At 66.2% G+C, this 14,397-nt stretch carries 15 protein-coding genes; 5 read left to right on the top strand and 10 right to left on the bottom strand.

The genetic code is table 11. The annotated features are described in order from the left end of the window. Positions 1-7: 7 nt before the first annotated feature. The 6 genes from AC1DHL_RS07000 to AC1DHL_RS06975 all read right to left on the bottom strand — a co-directional run bounded on the left by AC1DHL_RS07000 (position 8) and on the right by AC1DHL_RS06975 (position 7,022). Positions 8-1,279, bottom strand: a complete 1,272-nt coding sequence (locus AC1DHL_RS07000) for an amino acid deaminase (protein WP_478161535.1) — start codon at positions 1,277-1,279, stop codon at positions 8-10. 250 nt (positions 1,280-1,529) lie between these two features. Beyond that, the gene (locus tag AC1DHL_RS06995; RefSeq protein ID WP_478161534.1) at positions 1,530-2,540 is read right to left on the bottom strand and encodes an ABC transporter ATP-binding protein; all 1,011 of its coding nucleotides are present in this window, start codon (positions 2,538-2,540) and stop codon (positions 1,530-1,532) included. Further along, positions 2,537-3,589, bottom strand: coding sequence for an ABC transporter ATP-binding protein (locus AC1DHL_RS06990; protein ID WP_478097364.1), 1,053 nt, complete (start codon positions 3,587-3,589; stop codon positions 2,537-2,539). The genes AC1DHL_RS06995 and AC1DHL_RS06990 overlap by 4 nt, the downstream gene beginning before the upstream one ends. After that, a complete protein-coding gene (locus tag AC1DHL_RS06985) occupies positions 3,586-4,452 on the bottom strand; it encodes an ABC transporter permease (RefSeq protein ID WP_478097366.1) in 867 nt (288 codons plus the stop codon). Before AC1DHL_RS06985 ends, AC1DHL_RS06990 begins: the two co-directional genes overlap by 4 nt. Then, a complete protein-coding gene (locus AC1DHL_RS06980; protein WP_478097368.1) occupies positions 4,449-5,399 on the bottom strand; it encodes an ABC transporter permease in 951 nt (316 codons plus the stop codon). The genes AC1DHL_RS06985 and AC1DHL_RS06980 overlap by 4 nt, the downstream gene beginning before the upstream one ends. 18 nt (positions 5,400-5,417) lie before the next feature. Beyond that, the gene (locus AC1DHL_RS06975; protein WP_478161533.1) at positions 5,418-7,022 is read right to left on the bottom strand and encodes an ABC transporter substrate-binding protein; all 1,605 of its coding nucleotides are present in this window, start codon (positions 7,020-7,022) and stop codon (positions 5,418-5,420) included. A gap of 112 nt (positions 7,023-7,134) precedes the next feature. Between AC1DHL_RS06975 and AC1DHL_RS06970 the strand changes: the two genes are divergently transcribed. From AC1DHL_RS06970 to AC1DHL_RS06955, 4 genes are read left to right on the top strand one after another with little or no spacing between them, the layout of a single operon-like run. Continuing rightward, on the top strand, positions 7,135-7,527 hold the full coding sequence (locus tag AC1DHL_RS06970; RefSeq protein WP_478097372.1) for a RidA family protein: 393 nt from the start codon (positions 7,135-7,137) through the stop codon (positions 7,525-7,527). A 38-nt stretch (positions 7,528-7,565) separates the two neighbouring features. Further along, positions 7,566-8,462 carry a 2-dehydro-3-deoxygalactonokinase gene (locus AC1DHL_RS06965; protein WP_478161532.1) on the top strand — a complete coding sequence of 299 codons (897 nt, stop codon included), beginning with the start codon at positions 7,566-7,568 and terminating at the stop codon, positions 8,460-8,462. Beyond that, positions 8,459-9,100, top strand: a complete 642-nt coding sequence (locus AC1DHL_RS06960; RefSeq protein WP_478161531.1) for a 2-dehydro-3-deoxy-6-phosphogalactonate aldolase — start codon at positions 8,459-8,461, stop codon at positions 9,098-9,100. Before AC1DHL_RS06965 ends, AC1DHL_RS06960 begins: the two co-directional genes overlap by 4 nt. 30 nt (positions 9,101-9,130) lie before the next feature. Next, a complete protein-coding gene (locus tag AC1DHL_RS06955; protein WP_478161530.1) occupies positions 9,131-9,871 on the top strand; it encodes an aldolase in 741 nt (246 codons plus the stop codon). Between the two features lie 43 nt (positions 9,872-9,914). Here the strand turns inward: AC1DHL_RS06955 and AC1DHL_RS06950 are convergent, their stop codons facing one another. The 4 genes from AC1DHL_RS06950 to AC1DHL_RS06935 are packed head-to-tail and all read right to left on the bottom strand — an operon-like array spanning position 9,915 to position 13,768. Further along, entirely contained in the window at positions 9,915-10,619 is a 705-nt protein-coding gene (locus AC1DHL_RS06950) for an SDR family oxidoreductase (protein WP_478161529.1), read from the bottom strand. Positions 10,620-10,648: 29 nt separating this feature from the next. Continuing rightward, positions 10,649-12,061 carry an MATE family efflux transporter gene (locus tag AC1DHL_RS06945; protein ID WP_478161528.1) on the bottom strand — a complete coding sequence of 471 codons (1,413 nt, stop codon included), beginning with the start codon at positions 12,059-12,061 and terminating at the stop codon, positions 10,649-10,651. After that, positions 12,058-13,311, bottom strand: coding sequence for an MFS transporter (locus tag AC1DHL_RS06940; protein WP_478161527.1), 1,254 nt, complete (start codon positions 13,309-13,311; stop codon positions 12,058-12,060). The genes AC1DHL_RS06945 and AC1DHL_RS06940 overlap by 4 nt, the downstream gene beginning before the upstream one ends. Beyond that, the gene (locus tag AC1DHL_RS06935) at positions 13,304-13,768 is read right to left on the bottom strand and encodes a MarR family winged helix-turn-helix transcriptional regulator (protein ID WP_478161526.1); all 465 of its coding nucleotides are present in this window, start codon (positions 13,766-13,768) and stop codon (positions 13,304-13,306) included. The genes AC1DHL_RS06940 and AC1DHL_RS06935 overlap by 8 nt, the downstream gene beginning before the upstream one ends. Before the next feature lie 52 nt (positions 13,769-13,820). Between AC1DHL_RS06935 and AC1DHL_RS06930 the strand changes: the two genes are divergently transcribed. After that, complete coding sequence (locus tag AC1DHL_RS06930; RefSeq protein ID WP_478097388.1) at positions 13,821-14,363, top strand: PaaI family thioesterase; 543 nt, start codon at positions 13,821-13,823, stop codon at positions 14,361-14,363. The last annotated feature ends 34 nt before the right edge of the window (positions 14,364-14,397 follow it).

The raw sequence follows: 14,397 nt of genomic DNA, 5'->3' as shown, positions 1-14,397 counted from the left end.
GCAGTCCTCAAAAGCGAGTGCTGATGGCACCTGTGATCGCCATGTCGTCCTCGACCAACGCCATCCAGCGCCATTTGTCGAAGGTCGTGCAAGGGTGCGAGATGCCGAGCGCCACGCGATCGCCGACCTTCGGCGCGGTGCCGGCGGGATCGAAGCGCAGATAGGCATGTTGGTCGTTGAGGGCGTTGATCGTCCAACCGGTGGGCGCTTCGGCCGCCACGCGTGCGCCACGCGGCGCATGGCGGACCGGGATCGGCATTTCGAGGTCGTACGAGATGTCGCGCCGACCGCAGGTCAACAGTGCCAGGCCGGGCTCGGGCACCGACTGCACGATGGCCCAGACTTCGAGCGCCGCGCGCAGCGATGCATCCAGTCCTTCACGCTTCTCCACCTGCTTCAGGAAGCGGGCGTAATTGCCGTTGTCATGCGTGACGTAGCAGCCGGAGCGCAACACGCCCTTCACCGGCCGCGACAAGCCCTGCGCACGAAGCAGCGGCACCACGAGGTCGAACACCGCCGAGCCGCCGGCCGTGAGCATGATGGTGTCTTCATGGAACAGGTTCTGCGCGTCGCAGCGGCGCGCCACTTCGAGCACGCGCTCGACCAGCGCCGTGACTTCGCGCGCATCATGCTCGCTGTCGCAGCGGGCCAGGCCGCCTTCGTAGCATTCGATGCCACCCAACTGCGCGACGGGCGAGCGCGAAATGGCCTCGGCGAGCGCAAGCGCTTCTTCCAGCGTCCGGCAACCGGTGCGCTGGCCAGGGATGCCGATCTCGACGAGCACGTCGAAGCAACGCTTGCACTGCCGGCGCTTCGCCCAGTCTTCGATCAGCGCCAACTGTGCGAGCGAATCAACCAGGAACCACACCCGCAGCTCGTTGTGCCCGGCAAGCAGCATGTCGAGCCCATCCAAGTCGGCATCGCACACCACCTGGTTGGCGATGATGGCGCGCTGCGCGCCCGCCTCCACACCCACCGCAAGCTGGTAAATGGTGGCGAAAGTCAGTCCCCATGCGCCACCGGCAAGCTGCTGTGCGAACAGCTCGGGCGACATGGTCGTCTTGCCGTGCGGCGCCAGCGTCACGCCCTTGCGCTGCGCATAGTCCTGCATCCAGGCGATGTTGTGCGCGAGCGCCGAGCGGCGGATGACAGCCAGCGGATAGGCCAGGTCGTCGGCCAAGACGTTCCATCCCTTCTGTCCGATATCCGCGGCGCGGCACGGCGCGGCGTCCAGCGGATAGCTCTTGCTGCGGTGATCGAGGATCAGCTCTTCAGTCATGTTCGTTCCTTTTCTGTTGCTCGCCCCCAGGTTTGCTCACTTCGTGTAGCCGCCCACCCCCTACCGGGGGCGCTGCCCGTGGCCCGGCAAAGCCGGTTCCACGGCAGCCCACGAACGGGCGCGCCGCGCGCGGCCGGCGAAGCCAGGCCCATTGGTGAAACACCGCGGAACCGGCTTTGCCGGGCCGCTGGTGTTGCCCCTTGCAAGGGGGTGCAGAGCCACACGAAGTGGGCGAGGCTGGGGGTGAGCTTCATTTCCAGCATGCATGCCAGTGTCCCGGCTGCACTTCGCGCAGTTGCATGTCGGCGCTGGCGCAGCGCTCTTCCGCCAGCGGGCATCGCGTGCGAAACACGCAGCCCGACGGCGGATTCGCCGGGCTTGGCAGATCGCCCTGCAGCAATGGCACCACGCGGCGCTGCGCCGGGTCGGGAATCGGCGCCGCCGCAAGCAGCGCACGCGTGTAGGGATGCTGCGGGCTCGCGTAGAGCGCTTCGGTCGGCGCAATCTCCATCACCCGGCCGAGGTACAGCACGACGACGCGGTCGCACAGGTACTCCACCACGTCCAGGTCGTGTGAAATGAAAAGCAGCGTAAGGCCGAGTTGCTCTTTCAGCTCGCCGAGCAGATTGACCACCTGTGCCTGGATCGATACGTCGAGCGCCGACAACGGCTCGTCCGCGACGATGAACTGCGGCTCTACTGCCAGTGCGCGTGCGATGCCGATGCGCTGGCGCTGCCCGCCCGAGAACTCGTGCGGAAAGCGATCGGCATGCTCGGGGCGCAAACCCACTTGCTGCAGCAGTTGCTCGATGCGCGGCTTGCGCGCACTGCCTTTCGCCAATCCGTGCGTGTCGAGCGCTTCGGCCAGTACATCGCGAATCCGCATGCGCGGGTTGAGGCTGGCATACGGGTCCTGGAAGATGATCTGCACCTTGGAGCGCAACGGCCTGAACTGCGATTGCGACATCCCCGCGAGATCCTGCGGCGTCGCATCCGACCCACTGGCCTGGTAGAGCATCTGCCCGCCGGTCGGGTCGACCAGACGGGTGAGCAGGCGGCCGATGGTGCTCTTGCCCGAGCCCGATTCGCCGACCAGTCCCAGCGTCTCACCCTTGCGAATGCTGAAGCTCACATCGTCGACCGCGCGCACGGGATGGCTGCCCTTGCCGAAGTACTTGCGCAGATTGCGGATCTCGAGCAGGTTGTCGCCCGCCGCCGCTGCTGTGGTTGGCGCTGTTGCCATGGCTGTCGCGGTCGTCATGCGGCCTTCTCCTCGATGAATCCGATGCAGCGCACCATGCGCCGGCCGCCCGCCGATTCGAGCAGGGGCATGCGCGCGTCGCACGCTTCTTGCCGGAACGCGCAGCGCGGCGCGAAGGCACAACCGGGCGGCGGCGCGAACGGGCTGGAGACCTGGCCCGGAATGGCCACCAATTGCGGACGGCGCCCGGCAGAAGCAGCATGCGCACCGCGCCGACGCGCCACGCCCGGCAGGCAGGCAAGAAGCCCGCGCGTGTAGGGATGGTCCGGCCGCGCGAAGAGATCGTGCACCGGCGCGGATTCGACGATCCGCCCGGCATACATCACGGCCACCGCGTCCGCGTACTGCGCAACGACGCCGAGGTTGTGCGTGACGAAGAGCATGCTCATGCCCGTCTCTTTCTGCAACCGCCCCATCAGCGCGAGGATCTGCGCCTGGATGGTCACATCGAGCGCGGTGGTCGGCTCGTCGGCAATCAGCAAGGTCGGGTTGCAGGCCATCGCCAGCGCAATCATCACGCGCTGGCGCATGCCGCCGGAGAGCTGGTGCGGATACTCGTTGACGCGCTGACCGGCGGCGGGGATCTCCACCAGTTCGAGCATGCGCCGCGCGTGCGCAAAGGCCGCGCCGCGATCCAGCTTGAGATGCAGCCGCACCGACTCGGCGATCTGCTCGCCGATGGTGAGCACCGGATTGAGGCTGGTCATCGGCTCCTGGAAGATCATGCCCAGTTCGTTGCCGCGCAGGGCACGCTTGTCGGCCTCGGGCATGGCGAGCAGGTCGACCCGCCGGCCGTCGCGCCGCACAAACCAGGCCTCGCCCTGCACCTGCGCGTGCGAGGTCTTGGCATGCAGGCCCATCAGCGTGAGGCTGGTGACCGATTTGCCGGAGCCCGATTCACCTACGAGCGCGAGCGTTTCGCCGGGACGGATGGAGAAGCTCACGTCGGCCACGCTCTGGATGCGGCCCGCTTCCGTGGCGAAGGAGGTGGAAAGCCCGTGCACTTCGAGCCGCGGCGACTCTGTCGACATAGCAGCGCTCGTGTTCATGTCGCCTTCCTCAGCTTGGGGTCGAGCAGGTCGCGCACGCCGTCACCCAGCATCTGCAGCGACAGGGCGGTCAGCACGATCGCGAGGCCGGGGCAGAAGATGGTCCAGAAGGCCTTGTCCGCGTATTCGAGGCTGCCGGCGATCATGGTGCCCCAGGTCGGAATGTCGGGCGGCACGCCGACACCGAGAAACGAGAGCCCCGCTTCGGCCAGGATGGCGTAGGCGAAGATGAATGTCACCTGTACCAGGATCGGCGACATCAGGTTGGGCAGGATGTGCTTGCGCAGGATGCGCGGCGTGCGCACGCCGAGCGCGCGCGCCGCATCGACAAAGAGCAGTTCGCGCAGCACGAGCGTGGTGGCGCGCACCACCCGCGCCACGCGCGGCGTGTAGACGATCACCAGCGCCAGCATCACGTTCCACAGCGACACGCCGAGGATCGACACCAGCGCGATGCCCAGCAGGATGTCGGGGAAGGACATCATGGCGTCGACCACGCGCATCAGCGGCGCGTCGAGACGGGGGAAGAAGCCGGCGAGCATGCCCATCAGGGTGCCGAACAAAACGGCGCCCGCTGCAGTCACGAAGCCGATCAGCAACGAGTAGCGCGCCCCGTGAACGATGCGCAGCATGACGTCGCGACCGAGTTCGTCGGTGCCGGCCCAGTGCGTCCACGAGGGCGCATGCAGGCGCTCGCTGATCTCGATAGCGCTCGGGTCGGCATCCGAGAGCCACGGATAGATCACCGCGACACCCACCACCAGCAGCAGCACGATCGCGGCAGCCAACACCACCTTGCGCGAAAACAGCCGCCGCGCGAGGGGAAGCACACCGCCAAGGAATGAGGAGACGGCGGCTTTCATTTGGATTCCAACCGAATGCGCGGATCGACCAGCGTGTACACGAAGTCGACACCAAGATTGATGAACACGTAGATGGCGGCGATCACGAGCAGCGTGCCCTGGATCACCGGATAGTCGCGCCGAAGCACCGCGCGCACCACGAGGTTGCCGACGCCGGGCAGGTTGAACACCGTCTCCGTCACTACCGTGCCGCCGATCATCAGCGCGAGCGTGAGGCCGAGCACCGTGATGATCGGCACCAGCGCGTTGCGCAGCACGTGCTTGACCATGATCACGTGCTCCGGCAGGCCCTTGGCGCGGGCTGTTCTCACATAGTCCTCGCCGAGGATGTCGAGCATCGACGCGCGGGTGAAGCGGATGATCAGCGCCGAATTGAGCAGGCCAAGCACCAGCGCGGGCAGCAGGAGGTGATGCAGCCGCTCTCCCAGCGATGCGCTCGGATCACCGTAGCCCGATGCAGGAAACCAGCCGAGCTTGACCGCGAAGAACTGGATCAGGATCAGCCCCAGCCAGAAACTCGGCACGCTCGCACCCAGCATCGCGACGCCGCTCACGGCCTGGTCGGCTGAACTGCCGCGCCAGATGGCAGCGGCCATGCCGGCCGGGATGCCGATGAGTGCCGCGATGCTCACCGCGAAAAGCGCAAGGAACAAGGTCGGTTCGGCACGCTCCATCAGCGCCTGCGCCACCGGCCGCTGCAGGAACAGCGACTGCCCCAGGTTGCCTTGCAGCAGTTCTCCCACCCACAGCACGAACTGCGTCGGCAAGGGCTTGTCAAGGCCGTACTGGGTGCGGGCATGGGCGATGTCCTCGGCAGTGGCCTGGTCGCCGAGCAGCAGCGCGACAGGGTCTCCCGAGGCAAGGCGTGTCAGGGCGAAGACCAGCACGGCCACGATGGCGAGTACCACCAGGGCGCCGGCCAGGCGAGTGAGCAGGAAGCGCAACATGGGAGAGTCTCGCGGCGCTTACTTGGCGAGTCCGGTGTTCCAGAAGAACGGCCAGATCGCGGGCGTGTAGCCCTCCAGCTTCGCCGAGCGCGCCGACAGGCTGTTGAACTTGCCGACCTCGATGAACGGGACTTCGTCATAGACGGTCTGCTGGACCTGGCCCCACAGTGCACCGCGCTTGGCCGCATCGCTCTCCTGGTTGAAGGCGCTGAGCGTGGACTTCTTGGCCGGCGTTTCCCACCAGCCCGGCGCCCCGTCGCCCAGTTGCGGCGGCGAAAGCATCGGCTCGGGGAACAGGCCCGAATGCGTGAAATAGACGTCCCACAGCTTGGCGTCGTTGCGGCGCTGCACGAGCGTGGCCCAGTCCACCACCTGCAGGTCGGTCTTGAAGCCTGCCTTCTTGAGTTGCTCGGACATGACGAGCGCCATGTTGTAGTGGAACTCGTACTGGCGGCTGGCCATGATGCGGATCGGCTGGCCGTTGTAGCCCGCCTTGGCTGCGAGATCCTTCGCCGCTTGCGGATTGCGCGTGTTGTAGGCGTTGGCGCCGGCGGCCGAGTAATAGGGCGTGCCCTTCGGGAAGAAATTGGGCTCGACGACGAAGAAGCGGTTGTCGCCGAAACCAGCGGCCATCAGTTCGCCCTGCCCCACCGCCGCTTGCACCGCACGGCGCAGCGGCTGCGAGGCCAGCACGCCTTCCTTCGTGTTGAACACGATGTAAGGGAAGCCGAAGTTCTTGGTCACGATCGGCACCACGGTCGGCGCACCCTTCTCGATGCGGCCAATGGCCTCCACGGGCAGCAGGTCGGCGTACTGGAATTGCCCCGACAGGGAGCCTTCGACACGCGTGTTCGCGTTGGGCACCGGCACGAAGCGCAGTTCGTCGAGCAAGGCCTCGCGCCGGCCCGCGTAGCCGCTCGGCGCTTCCTTGCGCGCGGTGTAGCCGTCAAAGCGCGTGAGCACGGTGAATTGATCCGGCCGGCGCTCCTTGAACTTGTAGGGGCCCGTGCCGATGAATTCCTTGAGCTGCGGCGCGATGCTTTCCTTGGCCATGATGGCGGCCATGCCGCTGGGCAGCGCCAGTTGGGCCAGCAGCGGCGCATAGGGGTTCTTGAGCTTCAACTCGACGGAGAGCGGGCCCTTGGCCGTGAGCGAAGCCACTTCCTTGCCCACTGCCTTGCCGCGCGGCGAAAGGTCCATCCAGCGCTGCAGCGAGGCCACCACGTCATCGGCATTCAGGTCACGTCCGTTGTGGAGCTTGACGCCCTTGCGAATCGCGATGGTGTAGGTCAGGCCGTCCTTGGAGACAACCGGCATGCCCTCGGCCAGCATCGGAGCGATGTTCCAGTTCGCGTCGAAGGTATAGAGCGGCTCGTAGACGTGCTGCATGATGGTGCCGACGAGATCGGCCGTGCTGGTCATCGGGTCGAGGCCCTGCGGTTCGCCGACCATCGCCAGGTTGGCGGCGCCTCCCTTGGCAGGTTCGGCGAATGCGGCGCCGGGCAGAAGGCCCACCGCGAAGGCAGCGAAGAGCGTGCCTGCGACAGCCCGCCAACGCGGCGCACGCACCGGGTTCAGTGGAGAAAAACCAGATATCGGTACAGTGATGGCGGACGTTTGCATCGCGGCTCCATGAGTAATAACATTACATCGGCGATCGTATTTACAGTCGTTTGCCACGTCAAACGGGGGTTTACCCTCGCATTTTCTGTAATTTCATTACATATCCATCACCATGTCCCACGTTGAAATGCTCGGTCAGTCGCCCATCGCCTCGGACCGCCAGGCTCGCCCCCTCTCGCCCGCCACCCGCGCGGGCGATTTCGTTTTCGTCTCCGGCCAGGTCCCGACCGACGACCAGGGCCAGGTGATCGTCGGCGGCATCGAAGCGCAGACGCGCCAGGTCTTCAAGCGCATCGAACAGGCGCTCGCCCTGGCCGACTGCACTTTGGCCGACATCGCCAAGGTCAGCGTGTGGTTGAATGACGCGCGTGACTTCGGCAGTTTCAATCGCGTGTACATGGAATGCCTCGGCGACCATCGGCCCGCACGCTCGACCGTCGAGTCGCGTCTCATGATCGACGCCAAGGTCGAGATCGACGTGACCGCCTACAAGCCGCGCGGCTGATTCGACCGAAAGACACGAGAGATGCGAGAGACACGCCCATGAGCCACGCCCGCCTTGTTGCCGTCGATTGGGGAACGAGTTCGCTGCGCGGTGCGCTGCTCGACCCCGATGGGCAAGTGCTGGAAGAGCAGAGCCACCCGCGCGGCATCCTCACCATCAAGAACGGCGGCTTCACCGAAGTGTTCGAAACGCTCTTTGCCGAGTGGATGCGTCCGCTCGGCACGCGCTGCCTGATTTCGGGCATGGCCGGAAGCAAGCAGGGATGGGTCGAGGCGCCCTACTGCCCCTGCCCCGCGGGTCTCACCGAAGTTCGCAACAAGATCATGGAAATCGAGCCGGGACGCATCTCCATCGTGCCGGGCCTCAGCGACACGCACGACGGCGTGCCCGACGTGATGCGCGGGGAAGAAGTGCAGATCCTCGGCGCGATGGTCCTCACCGAGCTGCGCGACGGTCTGTTCGTGCTGCCCGGCACGCACAACAAATGGGCCCGCGTGAAGAACGGCATGGTGACCGGCTTTCGGACCTTCATGACCGGCGAGTTCTATGCCGTTTTGAGCCAGCATTCGATCCTCGCGCGCACGCTCGATACGTCAGCACCGCTCGACGAGGCGGCCTTCCTGCAGGGCGTCACGCAGTCCGACAACGGCCAGGGCCTGCTGCACAACGCATTCGGTGCACGCACCCTGTCGCTCTTCGATCGCATGCCGGCACGGGAACTCTCGAGCTATCTCTCCGGCATCCTCATTGGAGAAGAACTGCGCACGCAATCCCTCCACGCGGCCGGCGAGGTGGTGTTGATCGGCACTCCCGCGCTCACGCAGCGCTACTTGCTGGCACTGCAGGCCTCCGGCACCAGGGCCAGGACGCTCGGCGCCGAGGCGACGTGGGCTGGCCTGCACGCGCTCCACACACACAGCCATCGCAAGCAATGACCACTCCCTCAGACAAGTTCACCGCTGCCTTGCAGCACCTGCCGCTCGTGGCGATCCTGCGCGGCCTGACGCCGGAGGAAGCCGCCGGCGTGGGGGACGCCATCGTCGAATCGGGCTTCCGCCTGCTCGAAGTGCCGCTCAATTCGCCACGGCCGCTGGAAAGCATCGCGCTCTTGCGCAAGCGCTTTCCGGATGCGCTGGTCGGTGCCGGCACGGTGCTCGATGCGCAACAGGTGCGCGACGTGCATGCCGCCGGCGGCGAGTTGATCGTGGCGCCGAACTTCAACGCCGAAGTCGTCGCCGAAGCTGGGCGGCTCGGACTCGTCAGCCTGCCCGGCGTGATGACGCCGACCGAGGCCTTCGGCGCGCTGGCCGCGGGCGCGAGCGGGCTCAAGCTGTTTCCGGCAGAACTGGCTTCACCCGCGGTGGTGAAAGCGCTGCTCGCTGTGCTGCCCAAGGGCACGTCGCTGATGCCCGTCGGCGGCATCACGCCTGACAACATGGATGCGTGGCGCGCCGCGGGCGCGGCCGGCTTCGGCATCGGCTCGGCGCTGTACAAGCCGGGCAAGAGTGCGGCGGCGGTGCGCGAAGATGCGCAGTGTTTCGTCGCGGGCTTCGGCGGCACGCTGCGCGCGTGACGACACCACCGTCAACCTGATCACGACCTCATGAACGCAGATTCCCAATACGCCAGCCCCGCCGTCCGCACCCTGCGCCAGGATCTCGCGCTTGCCCTGCGGGCCGCCGCGCATCACGGATTGTCCGAAGGCGTGTGCAACCATTTCAGCGTCGCGTTGCCGGGCGCGAAGGATCGCTATCTCATCAATCCGCGCGGCCTCCACTGGAGCGAGATCGGCCCCGACGACATCGTGCTCATCGATGTACATGGCGAAGCGCTGGCCGGCCGACACCGCGTCGAGCCCACCGCGCTCTTCATCCACGGCGCAGTGCATCGCATCACCGGCCATGCGGTGGTCCTGCATTGCCACATGCCTTACGCGACCGCGCTAACGCTCACCTCCGATCGCGCTCTGGACCCGACGCTGAGCCAGAACGCGATGCGTTTCATGGGCCGCATCGCCGTTGATGCCCGCTACAACGGCCTCGCGCTCGACGACACCGAAGGCGAGCGCATCGCCAACGCCATGGCGGGCAAGGACGTGGCGTTTCTTGCGAACCACGGCGTGATCGTGGCCGGTGCGAGCATTGCGCACGCCTACGACGATCTGTACTACCTCGAACGCGCCTGCCTGCACCAGGTGATCGCGCAATCGACCGGGCGGCCGCTCGTGCCGGTCGACGCGGCGCTTGCCGCCCATGTGGCTGCGCAGATTCAGGGGGAGAGGGAGCAGTCCGATCTATTCTTCGAGGCGCTGCATCGCCTGGTGCCTGTGCCGCGACCCCTTTGAAGGCCTGGTGGGTCCAACTTCAATTGAGCGGAAGATTCATCGGTCAGCGAGCCGCCGCGTAGGGCGGCGCGTCGGTCGATAGCCCCTGCTTGACCTGCCGCGTCAACTCATCCGCCAGCACTTCGAACTTACCGGCTTCCAGTGCCGCAAGCGTCTGAGCGACCACGTCGTCCGGCGGCGCCTTGGGACCCGGCGCATTGCTCGCCATGTCGGTATCCATGAACGCAACGTGCAAGCTCAGCACTTGCGTGCCCTGCTCGCGCAACGCGTCGCGCAGGCCATTGCTCAACGACCACGCGGCCGACTTCGACGCGCTGTAGGTCGCGGAACTCGGCAGGCTGAGCCAGCTCAGGACCGACAACACGTTCACGATCGCGCCGCCTCCGTTCGCTTTCAGCACGGGTGCGAAGGCCCGGCTCGTGGCCCACGGTCCGAAGAAATTGGTTTCGAACTCGGCCCGCGCCGATTCGAAGGCATCCGGCGTGCCGAGCAGGTTCACCCCACGCGAAATGCCCGCGTTGTTGATCAGCAGCGTGACGTCGCCACATTCACGGGCAGCAGCTTCCGCCTGTTCGGGCCGCGTCACGTCCAGCGCTATGGGATGCACCCCGGCCAGCGTGATGCTCTTCGGATCACGCGCTGCCGCGTAGACCTTCTTCGCGCCGCCCGCGACCGCGGCCTTCGCAAAGGCGAGCCCCAACCCGCGGTTGGCGCCGGTGATGAATACGACGGAGTCTTTGACTTTCATGGCGGTCTTTCGGAAGTTTCGAAAAGATTTCAGGAAGGCTGGATGCGGCGCAACAGCCCGGTCGTGGTCCGAGGCCAGCCGATGCGGCCGAACCAGGCGCCGCCGGCAATCGCCGATGCGTTCACCGCGCCGTACACCATCAGCGCGATACCCTGGACGAGAAACACGTGCGCCAAGGTGCCGCCCCAGCGCAGAGCCAGCCAACCGCCAAGCCCCGCGACGACCAGGCGCGCGATGTTGGCAAGGACCGGCCACAGCAATCGCCCTGCACCCTGCGACGCGAAGTACAGCACGAGCCCGACGCCGAAGAAGCCATAGAACGGCCCGGCGGCACGCAGATATTGCGAACCCGTTTCGAGCATGGCGGGGTCGCTGCCGAAGAGCATCAACCATGGCCGCGGGAACAGCGCCGCTGCAACGCCGATGGCACCTGTGAGCGCGAACGCGATGGCCGCACCTGCCCAGGTGGCGTGCAGCGCCCGCTCGCGCTGGCCGGCACCGATGCAGGTGCCGACCATGGCGACCAGCGGCGCGCCGAGGCCGAACACGAGCGGCACCAACAGGTATTCGAGCCGCGCCGCGGTGCCGTAGCCGGCAATCGCACTGGGCCCGAAGTGTCCGGACAGCGCAGTCGCGATACCGATCGACAGATTGGTCGCCACGGTCGACACCGCACCCACGAGGCCGATGCGCAGGATGTCGCGGAACAGCGGCCAACGGAAGCGTACATTGGCCATCGATGGCTTCAGCAGGCTGTGCTTCGACCGAAGATAAATCCAGAGCGCGATCGATCCGCCGAGGTAGTAGAGCAATAGCGCGACCGCACCACCGGCAATGCCCAGGCCCGGAATCGGCCCCCAGCCGAAGATCAGCAGCGGCGACAGCGGAATGAGCACGACCACGCCAGCGACCGTCACATTCGCCGGCACCGCCATGTTGCCGGTGCCGCGAATCACGGCGGCCAGCGAGTTGAAGAGCCACACCAGCACGGCGCCCGCGAAGACGACGTTCGAATAGGCCATTGCCGCGTCCAGCGACGCGCCGGTCCCGCCCATGAGCGTGTACAGCCAGGGTCCGCCAAGCAGCAGCGCGAGCATGAAGAGCAGTCCGAAGCCGAAGGCGATCGCGATCGCATGCAGCACCAGCGAATCCGCATCATCGCGACGCCGTGCGCCGAGCGCGCGTGCGATGGACGAAGCGATGCCGCCGCCCATCGCGCCGGCCGACGTCATCTGCATCAGCATCACGATCGGGAACACCAGTGCCATGCCGGCGAGTGCATCGGTGCCGAGCTTGCCGACGAAGTAGGTTTCGATCAGGCCGACGGAAGCCTGCGCAATCATCACCAGCACGTTGGGCGCGGCAAGCCGCAGCAGCGTCGGGACGATCGGCGCTTCGAGCAGGCGACGTGTGCGCGGATCGATGGTTGTCGATTCGCTCATGCCGCGGCCTTCGCCAGCATCGCCGGCCGCGATTCGCGGATCGGCAGGTTGATCAGTGCCGCACCGGCTGCCAGGGCGATGTCGATGTACCAGACGATGTCATAGCTGCCGGTGGCTTGGAACACATAGCCGCCCAGGAAGGCACCGAGGAAGCCGCCGACCTGATGCGCCAGCATCACGATGCCGAACAGCATTGCCATGTTGGCCGGGCCGAACATCTTGGCCACCAGCCCCGCCGTCGGCGGTACCGTCGACAGGAAGGTGATGCCCATCACTGCCGCGAAGATCAGCATCACCGCCGGCGTCTTGGGTGCCAGCAGGAAAACCAGCACCGCGATGCCGCGCGTCGCGTAAAGCAGCGCCAGCAGCGACTTCATGCGCCAGCGGCTGACCGCCCAGCCCATGGCCAGACTGCCCACGATATTGAAGAGACCGATCATCCCGAGCGCCCATCCGCCGATCTCGGGCGGAAGGCCGCAAGCCGCGACCACGCCCGGCAGGTGCGTCGCCAGGAACGCGACGTGGAAACCGCAGACGAGAAAACCGAGGCTGAGGTAACGGTAGCTGGGCGTGCCGATCGCCTGGCTGATCGCCTGGCGCGCAGTGAGCGGCTTCACGCCGCTTACCGCCGCGGACTGTGCCGCAAGTTGATTCGAGTTGCCCTTGAGCACGAATATCGCGGGCAGCGCCAGCAGGATCAACACCGCCAGCCACTGCATGGCGCTCGCCCAGCCGACAGTGGCCATCAGCCCGATCGCGATCGGCGCCATGGCGAACTGGCCGAACGAGCCGCCCGCGTTCACCACACCCGTGGCAAGACCGCGCTTTTGCACGGGAACGAGGCGCGTCGTCGCGGCCATCAGGACCGAAGGCCCCGCCATGCCCGCGCCCCCCGCAGCCAGCACGCCGATGGCGAAGATCAGGCCGCCCGTCGTTGTCATCAACGGCGTGATGAAAGTGCCGAGCGCGACAAGCAACACGCCGATGAAGATCACGCGCCCGGTGCCGATGCGGTCGGCCACGGCGCCCGCAAAAGGCTGCGTCAGGCCCCACCACAATTGCCCGAACGCGAACGCGAGGCTGATGCTGCCGATGCCGAGTCCGGTGGAGGTGTTCAGCGACGAGAGAAACAGGCCCATCGTCTGCCGCACGCCCATGGTCAGCGCGAAAGTGCCGGCGGCGGCGAGAAGCACCAGCCAGATGGCGTAGCGCGCGGCGGGCGTCGCGCCGGCAACGGTTCGGTCACTCATCGATGTCTCCCTCGCACACTTCGTCGGCGGCCTGCAACAGCGCGATGCTCTCGTCGACCAGCGTGTGCAGCGCCATCACGCGCTCGACGCCGAGCAATTCATTGAGCTGCTCCTGGGCCGCGCGCCAGTGGCGCTGGGCTTCCGTGCGCTTCTTGCGGCCGTCGCCGGTGATCTCGATGAGTCGACTGCGTGCGTCAGGTCCCTCGCCCTGCACGAGCCAGCCGGCGGCAATCATCGGCTTCAGATTGCGCGACAGCGTCGAGGCCTCGATGCCCATCGCCTGCGCCAGATCCACCGGCCGCAGCGGGCCGAGGTGCAGCACATGCGACAGCAACGAGTACTGCGTTGTCTTGAGACCGCTCTTGGCGACCTCGGCGTCATAGTGCCGCGAGACCTGACGCATCAAGTGGCGCAACCTGAAGTTGGTGCAACCCTGGGGTTTTGCGATAGCGTTCATGGGGATGATTGTAGCTACAATCATTGCATATGCAACTTTCAAGGAAAATCGGATGACATCGACGGATCAACTGGCTGCCTGGATCGCCGAGGAAGACGCCATCAACGAGCGGCTCAATGCAGGCCCTGGCCCAGGTCTCGCGCGGCCGGACCAGATCGCCGGAAAGACCGGCCTGGAAATGATGCAAGCGATGCTTCGAGCCGAGCTCCCCTACGCCCACATCGCAAAGACGCTCAATTTCCAGTTGATCGAAGTCGGCCCGGGACGCGCCGTGTTCCAGGGGAAACCGCTGCCAGAGCACCTGAATCCGCTCGGCACCATTCACGGCGGCTGGTTTGCCACGCTGCTCGATTCGGCGCTCGGCTGTGCCGTGCACACCATGATGCCGGTCGGCCGCGCCTACACCACGGCGGAGCTCGGCGTGAACCTGGTCAAGGCGTTGACGCCCAAGGTCCAGCGCGTTCGGGCCGAAGGCAAGGTGATCCATTGCGGCCGCCAGCTTGCGACCGCCGAAGCCCGGCTCGTGGGCGCGGACGGCACCTTGTATGCACATGCAACGACGACGTGCCTGGTGTTCGAGATGCCGAATCGCTGACCTCGCCTCGAAGCGCGACAATCGCCGACCCACA

It is taken from the genome of Variovorax sp. 10L426 (genome assembly GCF_056395305.1).
The sequence above is the reverse complement of the archived record's forward strand: the minus strand, read 5'-3'. Positions and strand labels throughout refer to the sequence as shown.

Bases quoted from the DNA above. Each gene is read 5' to 3' on its own strand.
- AC1DHL_RS07000 (WP_478161535.1), bottom strand. From the start codon at position 1,279: ATGACTGAAGAGCTGATCCTCGATCACCGCAGCAAGAGCTATCCGCTG.
- AC1DHL_RS06995 (WP_478161534.1), bottom strand. From the start codon at position 2,540: ATGACGACCGCGACAGCCATGGCAACAGCGCCAACCACAGCAGCGGCG.
- AC1DHL_RS06990 (WP_478097364.1), bottom strand. From the start codon at position 3,589: ATGAACACGAGCGCTGCTATGTCGACAGAGTCGCCGCGGCTCGAAGTG.
- AC1DHL_RS06985 (WP_478097366.1), bottom strand. From the start codon at position 4,452: ATGAAAGCCGCCGTCTCCTCATTCCTTGGCGGTGTGCTTCCCCTCGCG.
- AC1DHL_RS06980 (WP_478097368.1), bottom strand. From the start codon at position 5,399: ATGTTGCGCTTCCTGCTCACTCGCCTGGCCGGCGCCCTGGTGGTACTC.
- AC1DHL_RS06975 (WP_478161533.1), bottom strand. From the start codon at position 7,022: ATGCAAACGTCCGCCATCACTGTACCGATATCTGGTTTTTCTCCACTG.
- AC1DHL_RS06970 (WP_478097372.1), top strand. From the start codon at position 7,135: ATGTCCCACGTTGAAATGCTCGGTCAGTCGCCCATCGCCTCGGACCGC.
- AC1DHL_RS06965 (WP_478161532.1), top strand. From the start codon at position 7,566: ATGAGCCACGCCCGCCTTGTTGCCGTCGATTGGGGAACGAGTTCGCTG.
- AC1DHL_RS06960 (WP_478161531.1), top strand. From the start codon at position 8,459: ATGACCACTCCCTCAGACAAGTTCACCGCTGCCTTGCAGCACCTGCCG.
- AC1DHL_RS06955 (WP_478161530.1), top strand. From the start codon at position 9,131: ATGAACGCAGATTCCCAATACGCCAGCCCCGCCGTCCGCACCCTGCGC.
- AC1DHL_RS06950 (WP_478161529.1), bottom strand. From the start codon at position 10,619: ATGAAAGTCAAAGACTCCGTCGTATTCATCACCGGCGCCAACCGCGGG.
- AC1DHL_RS06945 (WP_478161528.1), bottom strand. From the start codon at position 12,061: ATGAGCGAATCGACAACCATCGATCCGCGCACACGTCGCCTGCTCGAA.
- AC1DHL_RS06940 (WP_478161527.1), bottom strand. From the start codon at position 13,311: ATGAGTGACCGAACCGTTGCCGGCGCGACGCCCGCCGCGCGCTACGCC.
- AC1DHL_RS06935 (WP_478161526.1), bottom strand. From the start codon at position 13,768: ATGAACGCTATCGCAAAACCCCAGGGTTGCACCAACTTCAGGTTGCGC.
- AC1DHL_RS06930 (WP_478097388.1), top strand. From the start codon at position 13,821: ATGACATCGACGGATCAACTGGCTGCCTGGATCGCCGAGGAAGACGCC.